This window comes from Lysobacter sp. A286 (assembly GCF_054052105.1).
The window spans coordinates 848,187-863,820 of sequence record NZ_JBSVRJ010000001.1; the positions used below are offsets into that span (position 1 = coordinate 848,187).

11 protein-coding genes and 1 tRNA gene are annotated in these 15,634 nt (G+C 65.1%); 8 read left to right on the top strand and 4 right to left on the bottom strand.

The genetic code is table 11. The features are described 5' to 3' along the window. Nucleotides 1-79 precede the first annotated feature (79 nt). The 4 genes from ACW7G0_RS04040 to ACW7G0_RS04055 all read left to right on the top strand — a co-directional run bounded on the left by ACW7G0_RS04040 (nucleotide 80) and on the right by ACW7G0_RS04055 (nucleotide 6,834). On the top strand, nucleotides 80-985 hold the full coding sequence (locus tag ACW7G0_RS04040; protein WP_456987780.1) for a LysR family transcriptional regulator: 906 nt from the start codon (nucleotides 80-82) through the stop codon (nucleotides 983-985). A 301-nt stretch (nucleotides 986-1,286) separates the two neighbouring features. Next, the gene (gene asnB, locus ACW7G0_RS04045) at nucleotides 1,287-2,984 is read left to right on the top strand and encodes an asparagine synthase B (RefSeq protein WP_456987781.1); all 1,698 of its coding nucleotides are present in this window, start codon (nucleotides 1,287-1,289) and stop codon (nucleotides 2,982-2,984) included. A gap of 181 nt (nucleotides 2,985-3,165) precedes the next feature. Continuing rightward, nucleotides 3,166-5,454: a choline BCCT transporter BetT gene (betT, locus tag ACW7G0_RS04050; RefSeq protein ID WP_456987782.1), complete on the top strand. Its 2,289-nt coding sequence runs from the start codon at nucleotides 3,166-3,168 to the stop codon at nucleotides 5,452-5,454. 504 nt (nucleotides 5,455-5,958) lie between these two features. Next, on the top strand, nucleotides 5,959-6,834 hold the full coding sequence (locus tag ACW7G0_RS04055) for an aspartyl protease family protein (RefSeq protein ID WP_456987783.1): 876 nt from the start codon (nucleotides 5,959-5,961) through the stop codon (nucleotides 6,832-6,834). Between the two features lie 24 nt (nucleotides 6,835-6,858). On the opposite strand, the gene ACW7G0_RS04060 is transcribed toward ACW7G0_RS04055, so the two are convergent. The 4 genes from ACW7G0_RS04060 to rnk form a co-directional block, all read right to left on the bottom strand. Further along, nucleotides 6,859-7,959 carry a Gfo/Idh/MocA family protein gene (locus ACW7G0_RS04060; RefSeq protein WP_456987785.1) on the bottom strand — a complete coding sequence of 367 codons (1,101 nt, stop codon included), beginning with the start codon at nucleotides 7,957-7,959 and terminating at the stop codon, nucleotides 6,859-6,861. A 71-nt stretch (nucleotides 7,960-8,030) separates the two neighbouring features. Continuing rightward, nucleotides 8,031-8,174, bottom strand: coding sequence for a hypothetical protein (locus tag ACW7G0_RS04065; RefSeq protein ID WP_456987786.1), 144 nt, complete (start codon nucleotides 8,172-8,174; stop codon nucleotides 8,031-8,033). Between the two features lie 7 nt (nucleotides 8,175-8,181). Next, nucleotides 8,182-10,425 (bottom strand): DNA topoisomerase IV subunit A, encoded by a 2,244-nt coding sequence (parC, locus tag ACW7G0_RS04070; protein ID WP_456987788.1) that lies wholly within the window; start codon nucleotides 10,423-10,425, stop codon nucleotides 8,182-8,184. A 14-nt stretch (nucleotides 10,426-10,439) separates the two neighbouring features. Then, nucleotides 10,440-10,856 carry a nucleoside diphosphate kinase regulator gene (gene rnk / locus ACW7G0_RS04075; RefSeq protein WP_456961888.1) on the bottom strand — a complete coding sequence of 139 codons (417 nt, stop codon included), beginning with the start codon at nucleotides 10,854-10,856 and terminating at the stop codon, nucleotides 10,440-10,442. A gap of 252 nt (nucleotides 10,857-11,108) precedes the next feature. Between rnk and ACW7G0_RS04080 the strand changes: the two genes are divergently transcribed. From ACW7G0_RS04080 to rlmB, 4 genes are all read left to right on the top strand, one after another. After that, nucleotides 11,109-11,195: transfer RNA gene (locus ACW7G0_RS04080), tRNA-Leu, on the top strand. Nucleotides 11,196-11,345: 150 nt separating this feature from the next. Continuing rightward, nucleotides 11,346-13,799, top strand: coding sequence for a ribonuclease R (gene rnr, locus ACW7G0_RS04085; protein WP_456987789.1), 2,454 nt, complete (start codon nucleotides 11,346-11,348; stop codon nucleotides 13,797-13,799). Nucleotides 13,800-14,008: 209 nt separating this feature from the next. Then, nucleotides 14,009-14,809, top strand: coding sequence for a hypothetical protein (locus tag ACW7G0_RS04090; protein ID WP_456987791.1), 801 nt, complete (start codon nucleotides 14,009-14,011; stop codon nucleotides 14,807-14,809). Between the two features lie 60 nt (nucleotides 14,810-14,869). After that, on the top strand, nucleotides 14,870-15,622 hold the full coding sequence (rlmB, locus tag ACW7G0_RS04095; protein ID WP_456987792.1) for a 23S rRNA (guanosine(2251)-2'-O)-methyltransferase RlmB: 753 nt from the start codon (nucleotides 14,870-14,872) through the stop codon (nucleotides 15,620-15,622). Nucleotides 15,623-15,634: the final 12 nt, after the last annotated feature.

Here is a 15,634-nt window from a genome sequence, read left to right on the forward strand (position 1 = left end):
TTAGTTTCATGACGATTGATCCGGAAGCCCCCATTTCTTATCCTCATCGTCCTGTTTAAAGAACGATGAGGCGACCGCCATGCAGGATCTCAACGATCTGTACTACTTCGTGCAGGTGGTCGATCATCGCGGCTTCGCGCCGGCGGGACGCGCGCTGGGCATCCCGAAGTCGAAGCTCAGCCGCCGCATCGCGATGCTGGAGGAACGGCTGGACGTGCGCCTGATCCAGCGCTCCACACGCCGGTTCTCGGTCACCGAAATCGGCCAGCAGTACTACGGCCACTGCAAGGCGATGCTGGTGGAGGCGGAAGCGGCGCAGGAGGCCATCGACCTGACCCGCTCCGAGCCCTGTGGCATCGTCCGCGTCACCTGTCCGATCACCCTGCTGGACGCCAACGTCGGCGTGATGGTGGCCGACTTCATGGCCGACAATCCCGGCGTCACCGTCCATCTGGAGGCCACCAACCGCCGCGTGGACGTGATCGGTGAATCCATCGACGTGGCCATCCGCGCGCGCACGCCGCCACTGGAAAACAGCGACCTGGTGATGCGGGTGCTGGCCGAGCGGACCTGGTGCCTGGTGGGCAGCCCGGCGTTGCTGGTCGGACGTACGTTGCCAATGATGCCGGTCGATTTCACCGGTCTGCCGAGCGTGGATCTCGGTCCGCCGCAACCGCAACATGTCTGGTCGCTGCAAGGCCCGGAAGGCGCCTCGGTCGCGATCCCGCACCAGCCCCGACTGGTCACCGACGACATGAATGCCCTGCGTGTCGCCGCGATTCGTGGCGTCGGCATCGCGCAGTTGCCGACCATGGTGGTCAGTGACGCGTTGAAGCAGGGCGCGCTGGTGAAGATCGCCCCGGAATGGGCGTCACGAAGCGGCATCGTGCATGCCGTGTTTCCGTCAAGGCGCGGACTGCTGCCCTCGGTGCGAAGCCTGATCGACTACCTTGCGATGCGGTTCGAGCAGCTTGATCAGGACTGAGCCCTCGGGACACCTGCGCAGATGCAGGCACCTTCCAGGTAAGTGCTTGCGCGCGGTATCCATAAGGAGCAGGATCGGCCAATGATCCTCGTTTTCTCCCAGCTTGCATTCGCGTCCGCTGTCACCGGCTCCGGTTCGTGTGCGGCGCATTCTGCTGCGCAGCTCAATTCGAATAATAACGTCAGCCTTCCGCAGGCCGGCGATTAGCGAACGCGACAAACGCTCAATCGATCCCCAAGGCCTGCACTGCGAAGTGCGGGCCTTTTTGTTTTCCGCCACCCAGCGTCACGGAGCCCACGTCATGTGTTCAATCTTCGGCATCTTCGGCCTGCAGCCCGGCGACGACCTCCCGCAACTGCGGCGGCTGGCGTTGGAACTGTCACAGCGCCAGCGCCACCGCGGTCCGGACTGGAGTGGGGTGTATCTGGACGATGACGCGATCCTGGTCCACGAGCGCTTGGCCATCGTCGACCCGGCCGGCGGCTCGCAACCGCTGCGCTCCGCCGATGGGCAACTGGTGCTCGCGGTCAATGGCGAGATCTACAATCACCGCGAGCTCAAGACCTCGCTGGAGCAGCCCTACGACTTCCAGACCGGATCGGATTGCGAAGTGATCAGCGCGTTGTACCGGCAGGATGCCGACATCGGCGACTGGTTGAACCGTCTCAACGGGATATTCGCGTTCGCACTGTGGGATCGGGAACACCGGCGTTACCTGATTGCGCGCGACCCGATCGGCGTGGTGCCGCTGTACTGGGGTCACGACGCCACCGGTCGGCTGTGCGTGGCCTCGGAGATGAAGGCGCTGGTGGAGATCTGCAACGATGTCGCCCAGTTCCCGCCAGGACATTACCACGACAGCGCGACGGGCCGGCTGGTTCCGTATTACCAGCGGCCGTGGCGCGATCATGACGCCACGGTCGGCGTGGAGGTCGGTCCGCGCGAACTGCGCGAAGCCTTCGAGGCCGCGGTGCACCGGCAACTGATGAGCGACGTGCCATACGGCGTGTTGCTGTCGGGCGGCCTGGACTCCTCGCTGGTAGCAGCCTGCGCGGCCCGGTTCGCGCGTAAGCGCATCGAGGACGACGACAGTTCCGAAGCCTGGTGGCCGCGCCTGCATTCGTTCGCCATCGGACTGGAAGGCTCACCCGACCTGGCCGCTGCCGAGATCGCCGCCGAGGCGCTGGGCACCGTCCACCACGGGTTTACCTACACCATCGAGGAAGGTCTGGACGCATTGCCGGAGGTGATCCGGCATGTCGAGACCTATGACGTCACCACCATCCGCGCCTCGACCCCGATGTACCTGCTGGCGCGCCGGATCAAGGCGATGGGGGTCAAGATGGTGTTGTCGGGCGAGGGCAGCGACGAGATCTTTGGCGGCTACCTGTACTTCCACAAGGCACCCGATGCCCGCCAGTTCCACGAGGAGTTGGTGCGCAAGATCGACGCGCTGCACAACTACGATTGCCTGCGCGCGAACAAGTCGATGATGGCCTGGGGCGTGGAGCCGCGGGTGCCGTTCCTGGATGTCGAATTCCTCGAAGTAGCGATGAGGATGGACGCGACCGCGAAAATGGTCGGGACCCGAGCCGACGGGGCGCGAAGGATAGAGAAGGCCGTGCTGCGTGAAGCCTTCGAGGGCTACCTGCCCGATTCGATCCTGTGGCGGCAGAAGGAGCAGTTCAGCGATGGCGTCGGCTATGGCTGGATCGATGGCCTGAAAGCGCACGCCGCAGTGCAGGTAAGCGATCGCGAAATGGCGGCCGCGGCAAACCGGTTTCCGGTCAATCCACCGCAAAGCCGGGAAGCCTATTTTTACCGGCGGATCTTCGAGCGACTGTTCCCCGGCGAGGCGTGCGCGCAGACCGTGCCGGGCGGCAAGTCGATCGCCTGCTCATCACCGGCCGCGATTGCCTGGGATGCCTCGTTCTCCGATGCCGCCGATCCGTCCGGGCGGGCCGTGGCGGGGGTGCATCGGGCGTCGCTGCAGCACTGACGGACGGCCGTCGCGCGCGGCTGCTTTTGGCGGCGGAAGCGGGCATTGAGTGACCGTTTACTCTTCGCAGTAAGTCACACTGCTCCAGCAGCTCTGCAGATTTGTTGAAATTGGAAGTGCGAGGCTTTGATTGCGACTGGCCCGCTTCCGAACCCCAGGCGCCCGAGGAGCGAGTAAACCCATGCCGATTGAGCCACCGGAAGAACGCTCAGAAGTCGCCCAGCCCGGCGGGCAGGCCCCGAACGAGAAGGCGGCGACGTCGCATCCGCCGCTTGAGCGCAGCCGGTTCGGCGGAACGCAACGCCGGCATGAGCGTCCGGTTGACGATGACGCCCCGGTATCGCGCAGCGACCTCAGCAAGGGGCCCCAGGAACTGCTCGAGCACCGCACGGCCAGCATCAGCTGGCGCGTTCTGGTGATCTCGTCGGTGGTGATCATCGCCTTCTCGATCTGGGCCATCCTCGTGCCCGATTACGCCCGCACGACGATGAAGACGGTCGTCGACTGGATCGCGGCGAATCTCGGCTGGTACTACGTGCTCACGATGACGCTGGTGATCGTCTTCGTGCTCTGGGTGGCGTTCTCCAAGGAGGGCGACGTACGGCTCGGCCCCGATCATTCGCGGCCGCAGTACAAGCTCACCACCTGGGTCGCTATGCTGTTCGCCGCGGGCGTCGGCATCGACATGCTCTTTTACTCGGTGACCGGCCCCGTGGTGCAGTACCTGTACCCGCCTTCCGGTGACGGCGCCTCGGCCGCCGCGATGCAGGATGCGGTGGTCTGGACGATGTTCCACTACGGCATTGCCGGCTGGTCGATGTACGCGCTGCTCGGCATGGCGATGGGTTACTTCGCCTACCGCTGGGGCATGCCGCTGTCGATCCGCGCGGCGCTGTACCCGCTGCTGGGAAAGCGCGTGCGCGGCCCCCTGGGTGATGGCATCAGCATCATCGCGCTGGTCGGCACTGTGTTCGGCGTGGCCACCTCGATGGGCATCGGCGTCGTGCTGCTGAACGTCGGCTTCTCGTTGATCTTCGGCCTCGAGCAGGGTCTCGCGCTGCAGATCGCGCTGGTCATAGGCGCGGTGGTTCTGACCATCGCGGCCACCACGTCTGGCGTCGACCGCGGCATCCGCTGGATCTCAGAGCTGAACCTCTGGAGCGCCGTGGCAATGATGGTCTACATCCTCGTCACCGGACAGACGGCGTTCCTCTTGAACGCCCTCGTCGAGAACATCGGCCGGTTCATCGTCACGTTCCCGGCGCGCACGCTGCAGACCTTCGCCTACGAGCCCGGCGGCGCCGACTGGATGGGTGGCTGGACGCTGTTCTTCTGGGCATTCTGGCTCGCGTGGGGGCCTTTTGTCGGGGTATTCCTGGCCCGTATTTCCCGCGGGCGCACGCTGCGCGAGTTCGTGATTGCGGCGATCACTGCACCTGTGCTGTGCGACTTCATCATCGTCTCGTTTTTCGGAAACTCGGCTTTGTTTCAGGTGATGCAGGGCAACACGGCATTCGCCGAACTGTCGGTCACCAGCCCGGAACAGGGCTGGTATGCATTGCTGCAGATGTTCCCGGGGCCGATGTTCCTGATCGGCCTGGCCACGCTGTCGGGCCTGCTGTTCTATCTCACCAGCGCCAACTCGGGCGCGATGGTGATGTCGAACTTCTCGGCCTCGATCCCGGATCCGTCGCACGACGGACCGAAGTGGCTGCGCATCTTCTGGGCCGTGCTCACCGCAGTGCTCACCGTGGCGATGCTGCTGGCGGGCGGCGTCACGACGATGGAGTACGCGACGCTCATCTTCGCGCTGCCGGTGACGATCATCGCCTACCTGGTGATGGCGTCCTTCTACAAAGTGCTGCGCATGGAGCGCGCCGAGCGCGAGGGCCAGGTGCTACGCAGGCCGTCGATGGCCGCGATCGGCGGCCACGTTCCGGAGCGGTCGTGGAAGCAGCGGCTGGAACAGCTGCGCGCGTTTCCGTCACTGCGGCAGGTCACCCAGTTCCTCGACCGCACGGTGCGGCCGGCGCTCGACGAGGTCGCCGCCGAGTTCCAGAACCAGGGCTACCAGGTGGAGCGCAGCGCCATGACCAACCCGCATGGCATCGAGGAGCCGCTGCTGCGGGTGTCGATGGACACGTTCCGCGCCTTCCACTACCAGGTCGCCATCGTCGAGGCGCCGGTGCCGATGTTCAGTGGCCGGATGTCGCGCGAGACCGATGTCTACTACCGGCTCGAGGTGTTCACGCAGACCGGTTCGGGCGGCTATGACCTGATGGGTCTCACCAAGCAGCAGGTGATCGACGACGTGCTTGAGCGATACGAGACCCACCTCGCGTTCCTCACCTTCTCCTCGGAGAGCGATACCGCATCGGTACTCACACCGTCGATCCTGCCCAAAGACGAGCAGTCCGCAGTGCCGAAGGATGCAGGGGACATCCAGGACCTTGAAGATAAGAAGGAATGACGCCCAACCTGTCAACGCTGCATGGGCCTTTGGCCCGGCGCTTCCTGCGCGTTCCGCCTGAGACAAGGCGAACGCTCCGTCAAGGAGCCAATAGCCGGTGCTGGCCGGAAGCGGACGTCGGCCTGAAAACCAGCATGGGTAATTTTTCGAGCCATCGATAGCGGGCTCGTCAAAAAAAAGCCGGCCCAAGTGGCAGAGCCCCCGCTCTTTTAGTCCGAATTTTCCGGCCTCCGTCGGCCATGCGCCTGCTTCATCGCATTGTGCTCCCTCTCGGGACGCGTAGCGGGCAGCCTGCTCGTGCGCGACCCTGCTCAGAACCGCTGCAGCCCCTGCGCCCGGCTATCGCGAACGCCGACCCGCAGTTTCGCCTTCTATAAGGAAAGTCCGATGCCTCAGCGACATCCGCTCGACCGTAAGGCCCGACCCGATCGCACGACGCCGACCCCGCCGGCGCACGGTGAGCAAAGGAGCAGCGCCCGCTGCGTCGTTGCACTTGGAAAGGTCGTGGCGGTGTCCACCCTGCTGACCGCGGTATTTGTCGCAACAGCAGCGACTCCTGTTCCAACAGTACTGGACGATGCCTGCGCGCTCGCGGACGTTCCATTGTCGGACGCGCTGGTGCATGTCCCGTTTGAAACCGTGGACGGGCGCATCTACGTCCAGGCCCGGGTCAATGGGCGCGGGCCATTCCGGTTCGCGGTTGATACAGGTGCAAGTGGGATGGCCCGTGCGGATGCCAGTCTGGTCAGTTTGCTGGGCCTGTCGATGCATGGAGAGACCACCACGTCGGACGGGGTAAAAAGCGCGGACGTGGAGACGACCCGCCTGGACTCGCTTGAGCTCGGCGGCGTTGTCCGACGCGATTTAGAGGTCATCGCGCGCGACTACAACAGCCGCAACGCTCCGGATGCAGTGTTTTCGGGAATCATCGCTCGCGAGTTCTTTTCCGACGGGCTGCTGGTTATCGATTACCCACGCAAGACCCTGACGTTCAGTCGCGCGCTGCGGCTGTCGGTGTCTGGAAATAATGCCCTCGGTTACGAGCGTGCTTTTCGCATACCGGTGTCGATCGGTGCACTGCAGACCGTGGGACACCTGGATACGGGCGCCAATATCAGCTTCGTGCTTCCCCAAGCGTTGTACGAGAAGGTCGCTGCGGGTCCGCTGGAGCAGGCAGGCCGCGCACAGCTCACCAATGGTCAGATCGAGACACAACGCGCCACGGTGCATGGGCCCTTCCGGGTCGGAGAGGTAAGCGTTTCCGACGTGGAGGTACGCGTCTCCGCACAATTCCCGGAACTGCTCGTCGGTGCACATGCGCTCCAGGATGCGGTGGTTCTGATCGATCAGCGGTCGAAGACTGTCGCCGTCTGCGATTGAAGGAAGCCGGTCTGCCGGGTCGATTTAGAGTCCCGGCTCCGCCTCTGCAGCCGACCGCTCGATCGCATCCACCAGTTCATGCAGCACGACGGCGTCTTCGAAGCCTGGCGCCCGTCGCGTTCCCTGCCGGATATCCTGCGCGAGCAGGGCGTAAATGCGCGCCACGTTGCGTGCGGTCGCGTTGTCCGGCAAGCCCTCGTAGGCGGTGGCAGGCGGCATCAACGGCGCCAGTCCAGGGGCATCGCCATTGCCACCCCTCACCGCGAGGTCCACGAGTTGGGCGTGGCCGCTGGCGCCGGTCACCTGGATGTCGCCCTGCGTCCCGTTGATCTCCCACAGCAGGTTGACTCCGCGCGAGACGCCGCCGCGATAGTGGATCGAGAATGCCGCGCCGCTCTCGAGCGTGCCCTGCACCAGCACCTGCTCCGGGCTGGTATTCGCGATGACGTCCCCGGTGTCCTGGACGTGCACCGTGTCCCGGTGGCGGACCAGGCGCGCCGACAGGCTGTGGATACCACCGAGCACCTCGCAAAGTCCGGCCAGCGTATGCGCCAGCGGGATGGTCAACAGCGTCGCGCCATTGCCTGCATCGTAGAGGTAGGCATGCGCGGCATCGGTTTCCCCGCCCCATTGCCCGCCGTTGCCGACCAGCGTGGTCGACAGCACGTCGCCGACGTAACCACCGGCGATGAGGTCGCGTAGGTGCTCGATCTCCGGAGCCACCCGCATCTGCGTGCCGATCGCTGCCACCACGCCGCGCGCCCGTGCCAGGGCGGCCAGCTCGCGCGCCTCGGCCAGGCCGTTGCCCAGTGGCCATTCGCAATACACGTGCTTGCCGGCCTCCAGCGCCGCCGTCACCAGCGCATGGTGGTGCGGCACCTTCACGGTGACCACGACCAGGTCCACCTCGGGCGACTCCACCAGCGCCTGGGCGTTGGCGAACGCATGCGGCAACCCGAACGCTTCGGCGGCACGTTCAGCGCTGGCAAGGCTGGTGTTCGCCACGCCGACCAGCTCGTAATCGTCGACCAGGGCGGCGAGCGCCGGGACGTGGGCCGTTGCGCCCCAGTGGATGCCCGGGTTGAGGCCGATCATGCCGACACGGATGCGTTTGCTGTTGTTCACTTCATGCTCCTGGTTGGACCCATGTCGCGGTTGCGGGCCTTTGACCTGAGATGGTCACGTAGACGGGGGTTTCAACCGAAGATCGCGCTGATCTGTTCAGGGCTCATGCCGTGGCCGGGGGCGTGGATAACGATGGTGGCATCGTCCTGCAGGCGGGGTTGCACCACTGGATCCGGCGCTGGCCAAAGCCGCGCACGTGCAGTTGCCTCGATCATGGGCGCTCTATTCGACCGACAGCCCTTCAACCTTCTGCCACCCACGCGGCAACAACCCGCCGCGCGTCGCGCGTCCACCCAGGTAGGCCTCCAGATCCTTCCAGGTCACGGTCATCGTGCGCGCACCGGACTTCACGCTGAGCGATGCCCCCGGTGCGAGCACGGCCACCGCGACCACGTGCTCGGTGCCCAGCTTGGCGCGGGGAATGTCGATCAGCTTGTTGCCCTTGCCCTTGTCGAGCTCCGGCAACTCCGAGGCCGGGAAGGCCAGCAGGTGGCCGGCGCTGGTTGCCACGACCACGCGATCCTGCGCCAGGTCGCTCACCGCGGCCGGTTGCAGCACGTTGGCGTTGGGCGTGAGCGACAGCATCGCCTTGCCGGCCTTGTTGCGACTGGTGAGGTTCTCGAAGCGGGTCACGAAGCCATAGCCGTGCGAGCTGGCGAGTACGAAGCGCTGATCGTTGTCGCCACTGGCGATGGCCTGAAATGACGTCTTCGCGGCGGGGGAGAAACGCGCGGTCAGTGGTTCGCCGTTGCCGCGCGCGGAAGGCAGGCCATGGACCACGGTCGAGTAACTGCGGCCGCTGGAATCCAGGAACGCGACCTGCTGGTTGCTGCGGGTGCGGGTGGATGCCAGCAACTGGTCGCCGTCGCGGTAATTCATCGTTGCCGCGTCGACGTCGTGCCCTTTCGCTGCGCGCACCCAGCCCTTTTCGCTGAGCACCACGGTCATGGGTTCACTGGGCGCCAGGTCGGTTTCCGACAGCGCCTGCGCGGCGCCGCGTGCGACCAACGGCGAGCGGCGGTCGTCACCAAATTTTTTCGCATCGGCCAGCAATTCATCCTTGACCAGCTTTTTCAGCTTGCGGTTGCTGCCCAGGATCGCCATCAACTGCTCGCGCTCCTTCGCAAGCTCGTCCTGCTCGCCGCGGATCTTCATCTCTTCCAGTCGCGCCAGTTGGCGTAGACGGGTTTCCAGGATGTAGTCGGTCTGTTCCTCGCTGAGCGAGAAACGCTGCATCAGCGCGGGCTTGGGCTCGTCCTCGCTGCGGATGATGCGGATCACTTCATCCAGGTTGAGGAACGCGACCAGCAGCCCTTCCAGCAGGTGCAGACGCTGCTCGACCTTCGCCAGCCGGTGGTTGAGCCGGCGGGTCACCGTGTCGGTGCGGAACGTCAGCCATTCGGTCAGGAACGGCTTGAGTCCCTTGACCTGCGGGCGGCCGTCCAGGCCGATCACGTTCATGTTGACCCGGAAGCTTTTCTCCAGATCCGTGGTCGCGAACAGGTGCCCCATCAGCTGCTCGACATCGATCCGGTTGCTGCGCGGAATCAAGACGATCCGGGTCGGGTTGGCGTGGTCGGACTCGTCGCGGATGTCCTCCAACCACGGCAACTTCTTGGACCGCATCTGGGTCGCGATCTGCTCGATGATCTTGCCCGGCGAGGCCTGGTGGGGCAGGCCGGTGATGACGATGTTGGGACCTTCCCTTTCGTACACGGCGCGGGTGCGCACGCTGCCCAGGCCGGTCTCGTACATCTGCAACAGGTCCGCGCGCGGGGTGATGATCTCCGCGGGGGTCGGGTAGTCCGGACCGAGTACGTGCTCGCACAGGTCGCGCGTGGTCGCGTCCGGATCCTCCAGCAGGCGGATGCAGGCGCTGACCACCTCGTTGAGGTTGTGCGGCGGCACGTCGGTGGCCATGCCGACGGCGATGCCTGTGGTGCCGTTGAGCAGTAGGTGCGGCAGCCGCGCAGGCATCCACGACGGTTCTTCCAGGGTGCCGTCGAAGTTCGGAACCCAGTCGACCGTGCCCTGGGTCAGCTCGGCCAGCAGGACCTCGGCGATCGGGGTCAGCTTGGACTCGGTGTAGCGCATCGCTGCGAACGACTTGGGGTCGTCGCTGGAGCCGAAGTTGCCCTGGCCCTCGACCAGCGGATAGCGGTACGAGAACGGCTGCGCCATCAGCACCATCGCCTCGTAGCAGGCGCTGTCGCCGTGCGGATGGTATTTGCCGATCACGTCGCCGATGGTGCGCGCGGACTTCTTCGGCTTCGCCGAGGCATTCAGGCCCAGCTCGCTCATCGAGTAGATGATCCGCCGCTGCACCGGCTTCAGGCCGTCGCCGAGGAATGGCAGCGCGCGGTCCAGCACGACGTACATCGAATAATCGAGGTACGCGCGCTCGGCATATTCACGCAGTGGGACTTGTTCGTAACCGTGGAAAACGGGCCGTACGGAATCAGTCATTGGGTGCGACGGCCTCAGCGGTGCAGTTCGCCTGCAGCCTCGGGCTGGTAGCGGATCGAAAGGACTTCAAGGGTGATCGTGCGGCCACCGGGCACCGGCCAGTCGATGACCGCACCCACGTGCAGGCCAAGCAATGCGCTGCCGACCGGCGCCAGGATCGACACCTTCTCCGGGCTGCCGTCGGCATCCTTCGGGTAAACCAGCGTCAGCTCACGCTCGGCGGCGCTGTTGACGTCGCGGAAACGGGCGGTCGAGTTCATCGTGATCACGTCATCGGGCATCTCGGCCGGCTCGAGCAATTCGGAGCGATCGAGCTCGTGGCGCAATGCGTCGGTGTTCAGGCCCTGTGCCAGCGGTTGCTCGAGCAGGGACTCCAGACGCTCGTAGTCCAAGCGCGACAGCAACAGCGGCGGGGTGGTGGTAGCGTTCATGCTTCATGGCTCCAAAAGCAATGCGGACGACGCATCGAAAAACGCGCGTCGTCCGCGGGAATCTGTCGTGGTGGGTTGAAGTTAGCTCTGAATCGGGCGCGCATCAACTGCGATGGCAGGAGCGGCCCGTCGAGCCCTTCCTGGATGCATTGTCCCACTTTTCTGGAATTTTATTTGCATGCGGGGCGTTGACAAGACTTTCCGCGCATCGCAACATACGCGGCCCGCACAGCCAGATTGGTTCTGCGGTTTGCCCGGGTGGCGGAATTGGTAGACGCACTAGCTTCAGGTGCTAGCGGGGGCAACTCCGTGGAGGTTCGAGTCCTCTCCCGGGCACCAACACCGTTCGACGACTACCATGTCGGACAAACAAGAACCCCGCCCCGGCGGGGTTTTTTTATTGCCGATAGCCTGTCCAGCCCGTTGGCTCACTGCTCGGCGGCGATTTTACCTACAGCCTGTTGACGCGGCACCTGTAACATCTCGGCGATGAACAAGCCTCCCAGCAAGCGCCGTGGCGCCAAAAAATCGACCGGCAAGGCCGGAACCTCGCAATCTGCCGGCAGCGCCAAGCCCGGAAAAGCTGGTCGAGGGCCGGCCAAGGCTGGCGGCAAGAAGCCAGGTTGGCTGCCCGAGCCGCCACCGAGCGGTGCCCGCAAGCCGCCGTTGGCACCGTTGCACGGTAGTGCCGTGTCAAGCGATGGCAGGCTGAATGATCCTCACGCCGCCCGCGAGGCCGCCCGTTACGAGCAGCCCATCGCCAGCCGCGAGATGATCCTGCAGGTGTTGGTTGACTCCGACGGGCCGATGAACGCCGAGGCGCTGGCGGCCCGGCTGGGCCTGGACGAGCCGGAACGTTTCGAGGCGATGACCGCGCGGTTGCGCGCGATGGTTCGCGACGGCCAGCTGCTGCAGAACCGCCGCGACGGTTATGTGCCGGCCGAGCAAGTCGACCTGGTCGCCGGCAGCGTGATCGCCAACCCCGACGGCTTCGGCTTCCTGCGCCCGGAGGCCGGCGGCGACGACCTGTTCCTGCCGCCCTACGAGATGCGCAAGGTGATGCACGGCGACCGCGTGCTGGCCAGCGTGACCGGTGTCGACCGCCGCGGCCGCCAGGAAGGCGCGATCGTGGAGGTGCTGGAACGCCGGCTCAATCGTCTGATCGGGCGTTTCACGCTGGAGGACGGTGTCTGCTATGTCGAACCCGATGACCGCCGGGTCCAGCGCAACATCCTGATTCCGCCCGAGGCGCGCGGCGACGCCCAGCCCGGGAACCTGGTGGTCTGCGAATTGACCCGCTCCCCGGATGCGCGCCGGCCGCCGCTGGGCCGGATCCTGACCGTCCTGGGGGACCGCCTGACCGCCTCGCTGGCGGTGCAGGCGGCGATCCACGGCCACGACATCCCGTATGAATTCCCTCCCGAAGTGCTCGACCAGGCGGCCGCGATCCCGGTGGATGTATTGCCGGCCGAGACCGCCAAGCGCGTCGACCTACGGGACCTGCCACTGGTCACCATCGATGGCGAGGATGCCAAGGACTTCGACGATGCGGTGTGGTGCGAGCCCAACCGCGACGGCTTCCGCGTGGTGGTCGCGATCGCCGATGTGTCCCATTACGTGCGTCCGGGCCAGTCGCTGGACGAGGAGGCGCAGAATCGCGCGACGTCGGTGTATTTCCCCGGTTTCGTGGTGCCGATGCTGCCCGAGGTGCTGTCCAACGGCATCTGCTCGCTGAAGCCCAAGGTCGACCGGCTGTGCTTTGTCTGCGACATGCAGGTCGATCGCAATGGCCAGGTGACCGAGGCGAAATTCTACGAAGCGGTGATGAACTCGCACGCGCGATTGACCTACAACCAGGTCTGGAGCGCGATTGGCGACGGCATCGAGGAAGACGCCCGGAACGAGGCGCTGGAACAGGTGGGGTCGCTGCTGCCCAATCTGCAGCGACTGCACCAGCTGTATCAGGTGCTGGCCAAGGCGCGGGCGAAGCGCGGCGCGATCGAATTCGAGTCCAGCGAAGTGCGCTTCGTGCTGGGCGAGCGCGGCGAGGTGGTGCAGGCCGGCATGCTGGTGCGCAATGACGCGCACAAGCTGATCGAGGAATGCATGATCGCCGCCAACGTGGAGGCGGCGAAGTTCCTGATCAACGCCGAGGTGGTCGCGCCGTACCGCACCCACGACCGGCCGCCGGAGCAGAAGTACGAAGACCTGTTGGAGTTCCTCAAGGAGTTCCAGCTGCGGATGCCGCCGTGGTCCAAGGTGCAGCCGCGCGATTACACCCAGTTGCTGCGCAACACCCGTGAACGCGCCGATGGGCCGTTGATCGAGTCGGTCCTGCTGCGCAGCCAGAGCCTGGCCGTGTACCAGCCCGAGAACATCGGCCACTTCGGTCTCGCGCTGGAGGCCTACGCCCACTTCACCTCGCCGATCCGGCGCTATCCCGACCTGCTGGTGCACCGCGCGATCAAGCACGCACTCACCGGCGCCAAGGCGGAGCATTTCCGCTACTCGCCCAGCGACATGGCGCAGTTGTCGCTGCAGAGTTCCGAGCGTGGCCGCCGCGCCGACGAGGCCTCACGCGAGGTCGATGACCGCTACCGCGCCGCCTGGATGGAGCAGCACGTGGGCAGCCGGTTCGACGGCGTGATCAGCGGCGTGACCAGCTTCGGTTTGTTCGTGGAGCTGGACGATTCCAAGGTCAACGGCCTGGTCCACGTCACCCAGCTGCCGAACGACTACTACCGCTTCGATCCCATTCGCAAGACCCTCACAGGTGAGCGCAACGGCCGCGAATTCCGCCTCGGCGACCGCGCCAGCATCATCGTGATGAAGGCCAGCCTGGAGGAGCGCAAGATCGACTTCCGATTGGCCGAGGAAACGGGCGGCGCCAAACCCGAGCCGCCCCGCACCGAGCCGGCCAAGCGCAAGAAGCAGAAGCGCTGAGAGGCCTGACGCATCGCCTCTACCCGCGGTCATCCCCGCCTCCCCGCCTCCCCGCCGTCATCCCCGCGTAGGCGGGGATCCATGGACGTTCGCGATGACGCCGTCAAAGCCAGATGCAGGAAGGGCGGCATGGCTCCGGATAATGATCGAATCTGCATCGCGGTACCTGCATACGACGGCTTGGTTCTGGCGTTAGCTGAGCAAACACTATGCGCATCCTCGCTCTAGCTCTTCTATTCCTCGTTGTCTGCGCGTCGTGTCGCGTGATAGATCCGCACGAACAGCCAGAACGAGTTCTTTTCGTTGGCAACAGCCTCACGTATGTAGGGAACGTTCCTGCTATCTACTCTGCGCTTGCGGTGGCAAATGGGCACCCTGCCACCAGCGACATGATCGTGCGCGGCGGAGCAACGCTTTCCCAGCGCGTCGCTGATGGTTCAGCGGCGCGTGCGCTCGCCGCGGGAAAATACACAGCCCTTGTTCTTCAAGAGCGCGGCGGCGACCTGATCTGCTCATTCGGGCCTGAGTCCTGCATTGAGTCCCGGGCAGCGATCAAAACCCTCGCAAATCTTGCCAGGGAACAAGGCGTGGCCGTTGTTCTCCTGGGCACCTACCAGCCCAATGCGGTCGTGTCCCGGAACTTGGTCGAGAAGGAGGCCGCGGCGGCTGAGGAGGCGGGAATCATGTACGTCGAGGTTTCCGAAAAGCTACAGCAGTTGCGTAGCGTGGCGCCTGAGCTGACATGGTTCGCCGCTGACGGCATGCATCCGGGGAAAGATCTGGCGCTGCTGAACGCCATGCTTGTTCATCAGGCGCTCCACGGTTCCGCCCCCAGGCCAAACCCGCTCACAGTTGCGGCCCCTATTTATGGGACTGCAAGCGGCCTCACGGAAGCGCTGAGGCAAGCAGACGATCGTCCGCCGTTGCCAGATACTCCGAGCGAAGTGCGCTACACGTCTGACACGCTTGAAAAGCTGCTCGGCGTCATCAACGGTGCTGGCAGCCGCTAGTCGGCTGTCTGCTCCGCCGCGCCTTACAATGGCCGGCCCTACCGCCATTTCCCGACCCGCATGAGCCAGAAACAATGGATTGCCGGCATCAATGCCGTTACCGCCGCGATCGAGCACGACGCCGACAACGTGCGCGAGGTGCTGATCGAGGCCGGGGCGAAGAATCCGCGCCTGACCGAGATTGAGACGTCTGCGCGCCGGTTCGGAATCGATGTACGCCGGGTCAACCAGCAGGCGCTGGCCGGCGTGGTCGGCAACCTGCGTCACCAGGGCGTGGTGGCACGTTACGCGGCGGCGAAGACCTGGAGTGAGGACGAGCTGGAAGATCTCGTCGCCGCTGCCGAAGGGCGCGCGCTGATCCTGCTGCTGGATGGCGTGCAGGATCCGCACAACCTGGGTGCCTGCCTGCGCAGCGCGGCTGCCGCCGGTGCGACCGCGGTGATCATCCCCAAGGACAAGTCGGTGCAGGTCAACGCCACTGTGCGCAAGACCTCCGCGGGTGCCGCCGACAGCGTGCCAGTGGTGCCGGTAACCAATCTGGCCCGGACCATGCGGGACCTGCAGAAGCTCGGCGTCTGGCTGTACGGCCTGGCCGGCGATGCGCAGGCGTCGCTGTACTCGATCGACCTGCGCGGTAACGTCGGGTTGGTGCTGGGCGGCGAGGGTGATGGCCTGCGCCGGCTGACGCGCGAGAACTGCGACCAGTTGGTGAACATCCCGATGCCCGGCGGCGACGGCGGCGGTGTCGAGAGCCTCAACGTCTCGGTCGCCACCGGCGTAACCTTGTTCGAAGCGGTGCGTCAGCGGCTTTGAGTTTGCAGGGCG

What these genes read in the sequence shown, in the direction of transcription:
- ACW7G0_RS04040 (WP_456987780.1), top strand. Translation starts at nt 80, where the DNA reads ATGCAGGATCTCAACGATCTGTACTACTTCGTGCAGGTGGTCGATCAT.
- ACW7G0_RS04090 (WP_456987791.1), top strand. Translation starts at nt 14,009, where the DNA reads ATGCGCATCCTCGCTCTAGCTCTTCTATTCCTCGTTGTCTGCGCGTCG.
- rnr (WP_456987789.1), top strand. Translation starts at nt 11,346, where the DNA reads ATGAACAAGCCTCCCAGCAAGCGCCGTGGCGCCAAAAAATCGACCGGC.
- parC (WP_456987788.1), bottom strand. Translation starts at nt 10,425, where the DNA reads ATGACTGATTCCGTACGGCCCGTTTTCCACGGTTACGAACAAGTCCCA.
- asnB (WP_456987781.1), top strand. Translation starts at nt 1,287, where the DNA reads ATGTGTTCAATCTTCGGCATCTTCGGCCTGCAGCCCGGCGACGACCTC.
- betT (WP_456987782.1), top strand. Translation starts at nt 3,166, where the DNA reads ATGCCGATTGAGCCACCGGAAGAACGCTCAGAAGTCGCCCAGCCCGGC.
- ACW7G0_RS04065 (WP_456987786.1), bottom strand. Translation starts at nt 8,174, where the DNA reads ATGATCGAGGCAACTGCACGTGCGCGGCTTTGGCCAGCGCCGGATCCA.
- rnk (WP_456961888.1), bottom strand. Translation starts at nt 10,856, where the DNA reads ATGAACGCTACCACCACCCCGCCGCTGTTGCTGTCGCGCTTGGACTAC.
- rlmB (WP_456987792.1), top strand. Translation starts at nt 14,870, where the DNA reads ATGAGCCAGAAACAATGGATTGCCGGCATCAATGCCGTTACCGCCGCG.